Source organism: Marinobacter salexigens (assembly GCF_018860765.1).
GTDB lineage: Bacteria > Pseudomonadota > Gammaproteobacteria > Pseudomonadales > Oleiphilaceae > Marinobacter > Marinobacter salexigens_A.
In genome coordinates this window covers 881,505-895,225 of record NZ_JAHKPV010000021.1, presented here as the reverse complement: position 1 = coordinate 895,225, position 13,721 = coordinate 881,505, and the positions used below count along the sequence as shown (strand labels likewise).

At 51.1% G+C, this 13,721-nt stretch carries 9 protein-coding genes; 4 read left to right on the top strand and 5 right to left on the bottom strand.

Translation table 11 applies throughout. The annotated features are described in order from the left end of the window. Positions 1-9 precede the first annotated feature (9 nt). Positions 10-2,478 (bottom strand): glycerol-3-phosphate 1-O-acyltransferase PlsB, encoded by a 2,469-nt coding sequence (gene plsB / locus KO508_RS17620; RefSeq protein ID WP_216009572.1) that lies wholly within the window; start codon positions 2,476-2,478, stop codon positions 10-12. A gap of 156 nt (positions 2,479-2,634) precedes the next feature. Between plsB and nudC the strand changes: the two genes are divergently transcribed. Together nudC and murI are read left to right on the top strand one after the other, a co-directional pair. Further along, positions 2,635-3,462 (top strand): NAD(+) diphosphatase, encoded by an 828-nt coding sequence (nudC, locus tag KO508_RS17615; RefSeq protein ID WP_216009571.1) that lies wholly within the window; start codon positions 2,635-2,637, stop codon positions 3,460-3,462. Beyond that, positions 3,459-4,286: a glutamate racemase gene (gene murI / locus KO508_RS17610; protein WP_216009570.1), complete on the top strand. Its 828-nt coding sequence runs from the start codon at positions 3,459-3,461 to the stop codon at positions 4,284-4,286. Before nudC ends, murI begins: the two co-directional genes overlap by 4 nt. Here the strand turns inward: murI and KO508_RS17605 are convergent. The 4 genes from KO508_RS17605 to KO508_RS17590 all read right to left on the bottom strand — a co-directional run bounded on the left by KO508_RS17605 (position 4,281) and on the right by KO508_RS17590 (position 10,408). Then, positions 4,281-5,288, bottom strand: coding sequence for a DUF2156 domain-containing protein (locus tag KO508_RS17605; RefSeq protein WP_216009569.1), 1,008 nt, complete (start codon positions 5,286-5,288; stop codon positions 4,281-4,283). The genes murI and KO508_RS17605 overlap by 6 nt on opposite strands. A 40-nt stretch (positions 5,289-5,328) precedes the next feature. Then, the gene (locus tag KO508_RS17600) at positions 5,329-5,982 is read right to left on the bottom strand and encodes a class I SAM-dependent methyltransferase (RefSeq protein ID WP_216009808.1); all 654 of its coding nucleotides are present in this window, start codon (positions 5,980-5,982) and stop codon (positions 5,329-5,331) included. Between the two features lie 248 nt (positions 5,983-6,230). Continuing rightward, positions 6,231-8,405, bottom strand: coding sequence for an EAL domain-containing protein (locus tag KO508_RS17595; protein ID WP_216009568.1), 2,175 nt, complete (start codon positions 8,403-8,405; stop codon positions 6,231-6,233). Between the two features lie 41 nt (positions 8,406-8,446). Next, positions 8,447-10,408, bottom strand: a complete 1,962-nt coding sequence (locus tag KO508_RS17590) for an HDOD domain-containing protein (protein ID WP_216009567.1) — start codon at positions 10,406-10,408, stop codon at positions 8,447-8,449. 222 nt (positions 10,409-10,630) lie between these two features. Here KO508_RS17590 and KO508_RS17585 point away from each other — a divergent pair, with 222 nt between their 5' ends. Continuing rightward, the gene (locus KO508_RS17585) at positions 10,631-11,875 is read left to right on the top strand and encodes an AAA family ATPase (protein WP_252738176.1); all 1,245 of its coding nucleotides are present in this window, start codon (positions 10,631-10,633) and stop codon (positions 11,873-11,875) included. Positions 11,876-11,984: 109 nt separating this feature from the next. Next, complete coding sequence (locus KO508_RS17580) at positions 11,985-13,523, top strand: fatty acyl-CoA reductase (protein WP_216009565.1); 1,539 nt, start codon at positions 11,985-11,987, stop codon at positions 13,521-13,523. Positions 13,524-13,721: the final 198 nt, after the last annotated feature.

The window sequence follows — 13,721 nt, the reverse complement described above, 5'->3', positions numbered from 1 at the left end:
GCCCTTGGTTTAGACGCCTAGCATAGTAACTTGCTGAATAGCTTGGCGCTTCTCCACGCTTAACACCAGTCTGGCATCGTCCGCCACCTCATCCAGCCCCTCTCCGTAGCAGAGTAGCCCGTTATCGTCGGTAGTGAGAACGCCGTTTTTCTGCATGTTTGCGATAAAGTTACGGAACAGGCTTTTATCGAAAAACTCGGGTGCATTCAGCCCAAACAGTATAGACATGCGCTCTGCTAGCAAGGTGCTTTGCTCTTCCAGTTCAGCCGCAGTGATCTTGCCCGTACCGTATTTACGGAGTATGCCCAGAGCAATGTGATAACGCTCCACCATCTGAATAATGAATCGGGAAAGCACTCTCAGGCGCAGCATGGCTTCGGTGCCTTCATCCGGGCGCGCAATGCGTTCGTTATCCAGAGCCAAAAGTAAGCCCTGATCGACCAGCACATCAATCCACTGATTGATCACTGTTTCAGCCTCGTCGTCGTCATACTTCAGGAACAGTTCAGACTGGACATAGGGATAGGCTACGCTGGCAAGATAAACGATTCTTTCCCGTGCCAAAGAGTTTTTGTTCTCGAACAGACTGGCCACCAAGGCGGGGAGGGCAAAAAGATGCTGGATATTATTACGGTAGTAAGTCATTAGAATGGCATTGCTGCCTTCCAGCTCTATGATGTCGCCAAGTTTCTGTGGTTGGCGCGAAACCAGCCCCATGGACTCACAGTAAGCTACCCAGTCTTTGCCGCAGCCTTCCGGTAGGGTGACAGTTTCAGCGTAAGGGAACGCTTTAAGAAGGGCTGCATATTGATCTGCTAAGCGCTCAAGCTGGCCCTCATCCATGGCCAGTCTCTCGGTGCCTAGCAATACGGTTGCGATCACGCCAATGGGGTTAACAGCAACAGAGGCATTAATGTTGGAGGCAACCCGCACTGATAACTCAGATACCGCGTCGCTCAGCCACTCGGGCCGGTATTGGGAATCATAGGCCTCATCCCGCCAACTGCTGCGGACATCGTCCAGAACGTCGGATAGGTGAATGGCTTCACCAAAATTCACGGAAACCCGTCCGAAGGAGTTCGTTAATTTGCGCGCTGTTTTGGCCAGCCCAAACACGCTTTCTTTCTGCTTTTTCTTGCCTCTAAGTTCGCCAAGATAGGAGCGCCCCTCCATCACCTTTTCGTAGCCTACGTAGACAGGAACAAACACAATCGGCTTGCGGTGATCACGGAGAAAACTGCGCACAGTCATGGAGAGCATGCCTGGGCGCGGTTGCAGCATGCGCCCGGTGCGGCTGCGGCCACCTTCCACGAAATATTCCACAGAGTAACCACGGGAAAACATAACGTGCATGTATTCGTTAAATACTGTGGCGTACAGCGGGTTGTCGCGAAAACTGCGGCGCATAAAAAAAGCACCGCCCCTGCGGAGGATGGGGCCTACGATGGGCATGTTCAGGTTGATGCCCGCAGCAATATGTGGCGGCATTAGGCCGTTTTTATAGAGCACGTAAGACAACAGCAAATAATCGATGTGAGAGCGGTGGCAGGGCACATAAACGACGGCGCTGTTTTGCGCGGATTCCGTTACGACGCGTATATTGTTGACGGAAACGCCATTGTATATTCGGTTCCATAACCAAGAGAGCAGCTTTTCAAACACGCGGATGGTAACAACTGACATATTGGCAGCAATTTCATCTGCGTATTTGTATGCGCGGGCACGGACCTTTTCCGGCGCTATGCCTTCTTTGGCTGCGGTTTCTCTTATGGCTTCTTTTACTGCCTGAGTTCGTAGCAGGCCAGATACAAGCGTTCTGCGATGAGATAAATCCGGGCCCAAAACTGCTTGCCGCACCTTACGAAAGTGGGTTCGCAAAATGCGTGCAAGCTTACGGTTAGCGCGCTCTTCACTATGGCGGTGCTCCTCAATTACCTGTTTCAGGGAAAAAGGCTTGTTGAACTGCACGTATGTATTGCGACCGTGCATTAGAATAATCAGAAACTTCTGCAATCTGCCGGCGACAGACCAAGTATCCGAAAGCAGCAGTTTGACTAGCGACTTCTCTTTGTCTGGCGAACGTCCCCAGAACAGAGATACGGGAACAATCTGGACATCTTGCTCAGGGTTCTCGAGGCCGTACCGCACGAGCGCCTGAAACTCCGAGGTGGGCACCGGTGTTTGGCGTTTACGGAACGATCGGCCAATGCGGCGGTAGAGAAAGAAGAACGAGTGGGAGGGGCCGTTTTTAACCGGTAGCGATGTGGCGGCTCCCGGCAGCTGTGCCCGGACTACCTCTTGCTCGAGCACCAGTCGGCTCGATAACGAACTGTATTGAAGCACGTAACAAACCGGTATTTCGGAGGACAATCCGAGAGCATCAACGCTGTTTCCGCTGACATCCGTCCGGACCCACAAAAACAGTATTTTCCGGAAAAAAGTCAGAATCAGGCTTCGAATACCCTGGTAAAGACGCATAAAATGTCGCTCCGATGAAAATCAGGCGCCAAGTTTACTTGGTTGAGGGAAGACCGGAAAGCTACTGTGTCATTCTTGAAGCTTGCGACACTATGATACATTCCTGTTCGGCCTGTTTATCACTAAGGCTTGCTTATTAATAGAGGTGCGAAAGCCATGACGACAACAACAGTTCAGTGGAGTCCCGGTTGGACTACCAAGGCACCCGAGCCGGGCGACCTTGTGCTGATGCTGTCCGGGTCTGGTGTGTTCAAACCGGATGATGGCTGGTTGCAGCCGTTAGAACGTATGCCCGAGCATGCGGAGAATACGAGCTTTGTGTCTTTGGGAAGCGCCGATGGCCGCCCGGTTTTCGTGACACAAGTGTCGGAGTCTGTAAGTACTGGCTATGATGTTGTTTCTTTGCGGGATGCTCTGTTAACGGCCAGCGATGTGCCAGCGGCGATGTTGAGCACTGGGTTTCAAGTGTGGCAATGGTTTCAGGATCACCAGTTCTGTGGTCGTTGTGGTGGTGGAACAGGCTTTCATCGGCGGGAGCGGGCAAAGTGGTGCAGTCATTGCAATATCCCCTGGTACCCGCGATTGGCTCCTTGTGTGATCGTGGTTATAAGAAATCAAGATCGTTATCTTCTGGCAAAATCGTCACGTGTTAAACGGGATTTTTACAGTTTAATTGCAGGTTTTGTGGAGCCCGGTGAGAGCTTAGAGGCGGCGGTTGTCCGTGAGGTGAAAGAAGAAACCGGCCTTGACGTCACCAATATTCAATATCGGGCGTCTGAGCCTTGGCCGTTTCCACACCAGTTGATGGCCGGGTTTTTCGCCGATTATGCAGGTGGCGATTTGGTTCTACAGGAAGATGAGCTGGCGGACGCTGGCTGGTTTCTACCCGGGAGTAGGCCTTCTGTGCCTCCGAGCACAACTATTTCCGGGCGTTTGATCCGGGAAATGGAAAAGACGATTCTCGGTAGAGAAATTAAGTTTTGAGTGAGCACGAGGCGCCCAGAGTTTTGATTTTCGATTCCGGTGTTGGCGGGCTGAGTGTTGCGGCTTGTGTTCATGAAAGGCTACCGCACGCTTCCATTGTGTACCTCGCCGACAACGCCGCCTTCCCCTACGGTAGTCAGCCTGAATCTGTGGTGATTGAGCGCTGCTGTAGGCTCATTGTGAAGGCGCTTGAACAGTACCCTTGCGACGCTATTGTTGTTGCATGCAACACAGCCAGCACGGTTGCTTTGCCGCACTTGCGGGCCATAACACATGTTCCAGTTATTGGAGTGGTGCCAGCGGTTAAGCCTGCCGCAGCCTGCACGCAAAATCAGCGCATAGGTATTCTGGCCACGCCAGCAACGGTGCGTCGACCCTATCTAGATGAACTGATTCAGAAGTTTGCACCCCATTGTAGAGTTGAGCGCTTGGGCCACCCTGGCCTTGTACAGTGGGCGGAAGACTTGGTTCGAGGGTTGGCCGTGCCGCAAACCGAGCTCAATAGTGTGCTGGCGCGCCTACGTGATGCTGATGTAGATGCCGTGGTTCTTGGGTGTACCCACTATCCGCTTTTACTGGATAGCCTTAAGCTGAGTTTGCCTCAAGTGAAATTCTGGGTAGATTCCGGGGAGGCTATTGCCCGCCGTGTTGCGTCGCTTCTAGTGCAAGCGAACAAGACTGGCGACGCAATTAACGGGGACGGGACATCGCCTGTGTCCGTGGCGATCTTTTCGGGCAAACCCCCGGAGGGTATTGCCCGCTATATGGCTGAGTTGAGCCTGCAGCCAGAGCGAGTTATCGGGGACTGGCCGGGTAGCTCATAGCACCTGTGTGAGCTTGAACATGGCAAGGAACTCCAAGGCCGGTATGCTTCGTTTGTGACAGCAGTAGGTTTTGAAGTTGTCTCCCCGGAACCGTGACTTGGTAAATTCCAATCCTTTGAAGTTGTAAATGAAGTTTCCTCTGCTGTAGAGGCCGTGGAAGATTCGCTTCAAAAGCTTACTTTCCTGATATTCTGTGGTGGCATCAAGAGACAGAGGGATAAGACCCAGATCCAGATAAGGAACGCCTTCGGCTTTGAAGGTATCCATCGCGTGGGCCATAAGGGTATAAAAAATACCTTGTTTAAAGTCAGCGTTTGCGCGGGAAATGTTAGGCACGTAGCTGATGATTTCGTTGTTGCGATAAACTGGGTCAAAGTAAATAAAGCCAACCGCCTTACCATCTTGATACGCGTAGAAATGACGCTCATTCTCCCGATATTCCATTTCCATAGGGCGAATTAGAAAGCGTATCTCGTTACTTTTGCATTTCCGGGTGCGAATCCAGGCTTCTGAAATTTCCCGGGTGTGGTCGTCACTGAAGCGTTCCTGAACGGTAATTCCGCTTTTCTCGGCCTGATTTAGTGCCGTGCGCAGAATCTGTTTTTTCTTGCCACTGAGAGACCATTTATCCAGATCGATTCGTGATTCGCTGCCAAATTGCGTGCCGTACAGTCCGAAACGCAGGTGCAAAAAGTCGACAACGGGTTTGGAGACCTGAACATAGGAGGCGTTGGGAAACCGTTTCTGGAAAAGTTCAAGAATAGCGCCGAAATTTTCGGGCGCGCAAACGGGGTCGGAAAGGACGATGGTCGCACCCCACTTACGCATGTAGGCCACGTAACCCACTTCGGGCACGTCGAAATACTGCATGTCTGGCTGCAGGGTAGAGAAGGATTGGGAGTGGCTACCAAACCTTTTCAGGTAACTCACTCTTTCACTGAAGGTAAATTCAGTGTTTTCAAATTCTGAGGTTTGGTTGAGTGTAAGAATTTGATCTGACATAGTGATTCTCCCCGGTTGTTATTGTTTTGCAGGTGCTGGGCTATGCCTGCTTGCGGCCGAGAATGGACCAGTAACAGTCCATGTTCATCAATTTGAAGTGCTTTTTCTCTGTAATCTCAAGACCCAGACGCTGCATGTGTTCCGGGTAGTTGTAGATTTTGTGGAAGGCATTGTTAGCAAATAGCCAGAAGGTGAACACGGCCATATACCAGTACAGTTTTTTGAATGCGCGCGAGAACAGGTTGCCGGTCGGGTAGCAGAAGTCACCCACAACAATGCTGGCATCGGTTTTACCCAGTTGGATTAGGTGTTCCAGAACTTTCACCATCATTCCTTCTTCAAAAACATTCAGGAAGAAATTGGCAACAACCATGTCATACTGGCCGGCTTCGTCCACCTTCATGATATCGCTGTGAATGCGGCGAATGGTTAGGTGGGGTGCTTCACTTTCTTGGGCTTCGCCGAACTTCCGCAACATGGTTTCTGATAGATCAACAACCGTAACATCTGCGCCAAGTTCCGCCGCGCGTATTGCATCTCTGCCATGGCCAACGCCAGCAAAGAGAATACGGTCGCCGGGCTTCACTGTTTCCACCTCCAGCATGGCGGTTTTGCAACGGTGGATGTTCTTACCGCTGTAAAGGTTGCTGAGAAAATCGTATACGGGGCCAATGTAGCGGTACTTGTCGCGCATAGAACTGCTGCCTGCTCTTGATTGCTTTGATGCCGCCACCGTTATTGTCATTTTTGCTCTGACCATACGTTCAGAGCGTTTCGGCGGCTAAGACCTTGGAATTATCGAGTTTAGTGAACGAGGAGGGATAAATATGTGCCGCAATGCGCATTTCGGGATACACAAGTTAACGCAATGCAATACTTTGCAAACAAGATCAAAGTTTGGCTTAGGAGTGTCAGACAGTGATGTGTGGTCGTACTGAAAAATTAGCCAGATACGGCATTTTGAAGCCGTGTCTGCATGAGTAAATTATTGATATCCGCGGCGGACTGTGCCGGGCCGTAGAAAAAACCCTGAATTTGGTGGCAGCCAAGAGCCCGTAAGTATTCAAGCTGTTTAATTGTCTCCACGCCTTCGGCAATGATTTGTAGTTTTAGACCATGAGCCATGGCTACAATGGCATTCACAATGCATGCATCGTCGGCGCCATTGCGAATGGCTTTTACGAAGGATTGGTCCACTTTCAGAGTATGGATGGGCAGCCGGTGTATATAGTTGAGGGATGAATAACCCGTACCAAAATCATCAATGGCGATGCGGACATTCAGGCTCGCTAGTTCACGGAGCTTTTGGCTGATCTGCTCCAGATCATTCATGATCACATTCTCAGTAATCTCGATTTCCAGATTTCCGGGAGGGAAATCGTTGGCATTAATTCGCTCTATAAGAGTTTCCACAAACCGGGGGTGTTCCACCTCAATGGGAGAGAGGTTAACAGCCAAGCGCAGATCGCTGTGGCCAGAACGGACCCAGTGGCCAACATCTTTGCAGGCCTGATTCAAAACCTGCTCACTCAACTGACCAATAAGCTTAGTTTCTTCTGCCAGCCCTAGAAAGTCTCGAGGGTAGAGCAAACCCCTTTCAGGGTGCTGCCAGCGCACTAGAGCTTCTAGCCCCACAATACGGTTTGTGCTAGCGCAAACCTGAGGCTGATAAAATACCCGCAACTCACTCCTTTCAAGCGCCATGCGCAGGTCTCGTTCCAGATCCAGACGATGAGTGCTGTCGATGCTCATGCTCTCTGAGAAAAAGCGATAGCTGTCTTTGCCCCTAGCCTTAACGTGATACATGGCGATATCGGCATTTTGGATCAGCTGATCCATGTTGCTTCCTGCTTCTGGGTATACGGCGATCCCGATACTGACCCCAATGAACACCTGATGTTCGTCAAGTTGGAACGGCGCCTTGAGCGTTTTGATTAGCTTTCTCGCGATCTGGCTGACATCTTCTTTGCCATGGATTGAAGGCAACAGCAGCGTGAACTCGTCCCCTCCGAAGCGCGACAAAGTGTCGCCTTTGCGCAAACAACCTTCCAAACGCTGGGTTACAGATTGCAGCAATCGATCGCCCATTGCATGACCAAGGGTGTCGTTAATAACCTTGAAACGATCAAGATCAAGAAACATCACGGCGAGCTTCTGCTTTGCGCGGCGCGCATGGGTAATGGCCAGCTCCAGACGATCTTTGAATAGGGCTCGATTCGGTAAGCGTGTGAGCAAGTCGTGATAAGCCTGGAAGTTGATAAAAGCTTCAGCTTCTTTGCGTTCAGTAACGTCTCTGGCCGTTCCGTAATAGCAGGCCTTATGCCCACTACCATCGCCTTGAGTATTGCTATTGTGGGTCCAAGATTGGGGCGCAATTGGGAAGGCCGTCACTTCAAAGTACCGGTTTGCGCGCCTGCTGCCGCGAGTTTTAAGACGTATTTCCAGAGTGCGTGGGTTGTCCGCGCTTATGTCTGGTGCATTGAGAGCGTAGGTGCCTCTGGCAACGTCCCGATCATCAAGTATGTGCCGAAAGTGTTTGCCGCAAAGCTCAGCCGGTTTGTACCCCAGCAGACTTTCGATTTTGCTGTTGATAAAGCAGAAGCGGCCATGGGCATCAAGCATGAAAACGATATCGGGCGAGCTGTTTACGATGTAACGGTGCAGAGCTTCAGATTTTTCAAGGCGCCCCTGTACGTCTTCATGGGCTTTAAGGAGGGTTTGTTTTCCAACAACGCCTTTTACTGTGGCAATGAGTTCTTCAGGATCATAGGGCTTGCGGATGTAATCCAGAGCACCACGCCTTAGGGCACGGCTGACCGCTGTAAACGAGCTTTCGCCACTGATTACGATGATTCCGCATTCCGGTTGCCGGTTCTCAAAGTGGGCCATAACGGCAAAACCATCGACCTCTGGCATGCGTAGGTCGATCAGCGCGAGGTCATAGTGTGAAGTGTCTGCTAATTCACAGGCTTGGTTTCCGCCATAGGCCTCGGTGACATCATAACCGCAGCTGTTTAACAGCGAGGCTAGCGCGTCTACCAGTCGTGGCTCGTCATCAACCACCAAAATGCGCGCTGCCTCGGACGGGGAGGTCCTCTTGGTTAGCTCTGATGCCATCGGTTTGAGTCCGTTTTCTATCAGTCAGTTTCGGTATTTGTTTAGCTGGTTGCGGGTATCAAAAGCCGGAAGGTAGTACCTTCTGGCCCCGTATGACAAGCAATGATGCCATCCATGTCATCAACTAGCTGCTTCACAATGCTAAGGCCTAAACCGCTATGGCCAGCTCCTTTCGTGGTGTTTCCCGGCGTAAACAGTGTGTTGCGTATACTATCAGTAAGGCCGGTACCTGTGTCAGCTACGTTTAGCTCAACCCAGTCGCGTTGCCCTTGCCATACTTGGGCCGTCGTCTTAATGCTTACTGCGCCGCCAGCCTCCGGCATACTTTCGGCAGCGTTTTTGATCAGATTGATCAGTATTTGGCGCAGAACGGCAGGGCCCGCATTCACAGGCGTCGGATTGCTGCACAATAGCAGGTTCAATTGGAGTTTGTTGTCGCTGAAAAGACTCTCGTCCAATACCTGAGCGAGACTGCGTATTTCTGAATTAAGGTCGGCGGTGTGCTCGTTTGAGCTCTTAGCAGTGTCGCGGTTAATCTGGAGTAGCAGGTTGCTCGCCCGGTCCAATTCTTCTCGAACTACATCTAGCTCATTTTGCACTTCAGGGTCGTTCAGTCGGTTTCTGAGCTGATGAATGTACTGGTGGATAATTGTCAGGGGGTTGCTGATTTCATGTAGTTGTCTATGCAGTTTTTCCAGAGCGAGCTGGTGATCCTGATCTCCCCCACCTGTTTTGCTCGCAACTGAGGCACTCTTCGTCTGAAGAACAGTCGAGAGTTGGCGGCTAAATAGAGTAACTAACTCTGCGGTTGGGTCTGTTGCACTGCCATCTGTACCCAGAACAAATACACCGGGGCAGAGGTTACCCGTAACGATCGGGATGGCTGTCAATGACCGCGTTCTTAACAGTGATAAAAGTTGATGGTCGAGCACGTTAAGTGTGCGGCCGCTGAGATTGGTGAGAGTTTGGGAGGCAAAGGCTTCCGTCAAGGCGCTGCCGCCAGCGACTGCGTTTACTGCTAAATGTGGGTGTTGGCCGACGGTACCGGAAACAAGAACAAGGTTGTCATCTATGTGTCCAAAGCATAAGGCTGGCAGGCCGGTAATCAGCGTTAGGCTGCTTACAGCTTCGGCTAGAATGGCGGCATTCGTGGTCTCGAGATCCGCAAGCCCAATAGCTTGCTGGGTAATAGCCTGTTGTAACACGGTGTGTCGGAGCTTTAGCGCCGCGGGTTCAGCGTTGTAACTGTTAAGCAGCGGGACTCCCAGAGATTCCGCCGTTGTGGATACATCTTGCGCGATCCGCCGGTTGATTTCCCTAACTAGCTCTTCACTGAGCCCGAACATGGTACCGGCAGCGGCAATGCCTGCTGAGTCAGACAATGCTATACGCGCTGCAAGACTGATGACTTTGACCAAATGCCCTGCATCGCGCAAATCTGATGGAAGCGCCTGCTGATAGCGCATGGCATCCGCTGCCATGGGTCCCAGCCCCCAAGAGGTCACCACTTCAGCCGCTATTTCTGACTGTCGGTTCATATACTCTTGTCTGGTTTCCATATCTGGCGTTTTAATCGCGATCAGCTCGCCGATGTTATGGAGCATGCCAAGCATGAACGCTTCATCGGCTTCCGGATAACGAGTCAGGGTTGCCAGTGCTCGAGCGGTCAACGCAGTCGTAAGAGCGTGTCGCCAAAAGTCTCGTAATTGCTGCCAGGCCCCACCGCCCAAATCGAATAATATCTGGCGCATAGCTGCGGTCAGCACCAGCGTTTTGAATCGGCGAGTTCCAAGACGTATTAGCGCTTGGTCTACAGAGTTTATTCCTGACGGTGGGCCGTAAAGAGCGGAGTTTGCCAGTGTCAAAATCCGAACCACTAAGGCCGTGTCAGACGTTACAATTTCGCTGATTGCACGGTAGTTGTCATCTCGGTTGCAAGCTTCAAGCGCACGTAGAGTGACTTCCGGAAGGCTCGGGAGCTGAAGGTCGGGAAGTGTGCTCATAGGTTTGCCTGTCGCGCGCTGAAACCAGTTTATGAAGTGGCGTTCATTTTTTGTAGTCTTGGAGCTTAGCTAAAAAACTGAGAATGTAAAACAACAGCTGTGCTTTTTTTGATCAGCGTATTCACAGGCTGGTGATATGTGTACAATTTCTACAGACTAAAGCGCTGCTTGTTGTTATCTCAAGGATATAGGCCGCCTGCCATGAGAGCTCGGGAATCTGTCATGCACGAACCCAGCACCCCCAGAACTATCGCTGTCACTGGCGGAAAGGGTGGCGTCGGAAAAACATCTGTTGCTCTTAATTTGGCACTGACGCTTGCCCGCCAAAAAAGACGAGTCTTGCTACTTGATGGTGATACGGATCTTGCCAATGTCAGCATTATGTTGGGGCTGTATCCCGAGCGAACACTTGCGAATGTTGTTGCCAATGAATGTCGGTTGGAAGACATTCTATTGGATGTAGAATACGGCTTACACATCCTGCCCGGTGCCTCTGGTGTTCAGGAGTGTGTGGACATGGCTCCTGAGCATAGTTTTCGTATCCTGCGGGCTCTATCTCTACTCGAAAAACATTACGACTACGTTATAACGGATACGGCTGCAGGCCTCCAATCGACAGGTTTGCACATGATTGCGGCTGCAGAGCTCGCGTGTGTCGTTGTGACCCCAGACCCTGCTTCATTAACCGATGCCTTTTCTTTGATCAAGGTGTTGAAGCGCCGTGGGTACCGGAAAACACCAAGTGTGTTGATTAATATGGCTCAAGGGGCCAGTCAGGCCCGTTCCGTGTTTCAGCGCTTGGATTCAGCGGCACGGCGCCATTTGCAATGTTCACTACATTATATGGGGGGTATCTGGCGCGATGAGACTCTGCGCCAGTCAGTGCTGAATCAAAAGCCCGTTGCCCTTCTACCTCAGGCGGACCCGTCTTGTCGGCAGTTCACTACCTTGGCTGATATGCTTGATGTGCGCTTGGCGCAACTGCCTGTTCGCAAAGCCGGTATAGCAGCCTATTGGTATTCAGTCTCTAAGCGCCAGCCAGCCCAAGCGGCGAAAGCAAGCCGGCCTTCGATGTCTCCGAATGAACGCTGTATGCAGGCTGTTGGCGAGCTGGAAGCGGTGCTCGGGCCTGCGGATGTGAGTGCAATGCTGCGGTACGATGTGTTTATGCGGTTGTTTGCGCTGCTGGGACGTTCGCTAGACAACGATACGATCGAAATTATCCAGACCGGACTTGGCGCAATTGATTGGGAGGCACTGAGCCCGGTGCAGCGTGAGCATCTGGCAATTCACCTCAAGCATTTGGCTGATGAGATCTCGCAGCCTATCCCACCTGAACCTGTCTATGATCGTATCCGTTTTGGTGATCAGGAGAGCTTGGTCAGAGCTTTGAAAGAGCAGCCTTCCAGTATTTCGCTAAATCAACTGCTTAGATCGCTGGCGGATAAAGAAAATAACAATACCTGAAAAGCCCTCTCTTGTTTATTGATGACAACTTTGCAGTTTGTCACCGCATTGTCCCAAAAAATGTGCAAGGATCGGACGTTGCTGGCATCCACGAAAAGGAGTTTTCACAATGGTAAAACGAATAAAGGAGGCAGAAGTGTCTTCGTCCAAGGTACTTGAACAGCTGCGTGGTAAGCATGTCCTGATTACGGGTACTACAGGTTTTTTGGGTAAAGTCGTTCTGGAAAAGCTGATTCGTGCGGTGCCGGACATTGGCGGTATACACTTGCTGATACGGGGCAATAAACAACATCCTGACGCCCGTGGCCGCTTTCTTGAAGAAATTGCCACCTCCTCGGTGTTTGATAGATTAAGGCAAGAGAACAGCGAGGCATTTGAAGCTTTCTTGGAGGAGCGGTTGCACTGCGTTACGGGAGAGGTAACCGAGCCCGACTTTGGCTTGCCGCCAGAGGCGTTCCGAAACCTGGCGGGCGGTATAGACGCCGTTATTAACTCTGCGGCCAGCGTTAACTTTCGCGAAGAGCTAGACAAAGCACTAACCATCAACACCCTGTGCTTGAATAACATTGCTGAACTCGCGCGCCAGAACCCATTCCTTTCAGTTGTCCAAGTTTCAACCTGTTATGTAAATGGGAAAAACTCTGGGCAGGTAACGGAGTCTGTGATCAAACCTGCAGGTGCTGAGATCCCCCGAAGCCAAGCTGGTTATTATGAGATTGAAGAGTTGGTTCGGGTGCTTAATGACAGCATCGCAGATCTCCGTTCTCGCTACACCGGAAAAAGCCTAGATCGCAAGCTTGTGGATTTGGGTATGCGTGAGGCCAACCGCTACGGCTGGAGTGACACCTATACCTTTACAAAGTGGTTGGGCGAACAGCTGCTATTGAAGGCTTTGAACGGCCGGGCGTTTACTATTGTACGCCCATCTATAATCGAGAGCGCTCTGGAAGAGCCTGCCCCCGGTTGGATTGAAGGGGTGAAGGTGGCAGACGCTATCATTCTTGCTTATGCAAGAGAAAAAGTAACCTTATTCCCCGGTAAGCGTTCAGGCATTGTTGATGTAATACCTGTGGATTTGGTCGCAAACACTATTATTCTTGCTGTTGCAGAGGCCTTGGATGAAGCCCCGCGCTCTCGGATTTACCAGTGTTGTAGTGGCAGTTCAAACCCAGTGTCTGTGGGTGAGTTTATTGATCACCTTATGGCGGAAGCCAAAACTAATTATGCGGCCTATGAAAAGCTGTTTTATCGTCGGCCAGTGAAGCCTTTTATCGCTGTAAACCGAACCTTGTTCGATGCCTTGGTGGGAGGTGCACGCATTCCCCTCAGTCTTACGAGCCGCTTGATGGGCGCGCTGGGGCGGGGTAGTGAGTTCAAGGTACTTCAAAACCTCGATACCACGCGTTCCCTTGCATCGATTTTCGGCTTCTATACCGCGCCGGACTACATCTTCCATAACGATGACTTACTAGCTCTGGCCGCACGCATGGGTGAGGTAGATAAAGCCCTGTTTCCAGTAGATGCTGGTCTAATCGATTGGGCTGTCTATCTGCGTAAAATTCACTTGGCAGGTCTCAACCGGTACGCACTTAAAGCGAAAAAAGCGCGTGCTCCACGTGGCATTCGGGGGCGTAAAAAAGCGGCTTGATTTCGTCTGGTCCCGTTGTGCGGGATTGGTTTACCTCTCAGGGAAACCGAACTACTCTTTAATTTGTGGCTTGTTTTGTCAGGAATTTACCCTTGAATTCTTGCAGGTTACTGAACGTTTTGCGCTAAAAGTTTAAGCGTGTTAGGACGTTAGTCTAATTCAATAGGTGGTAGCTCACATGTTGAACTACGGCTATGT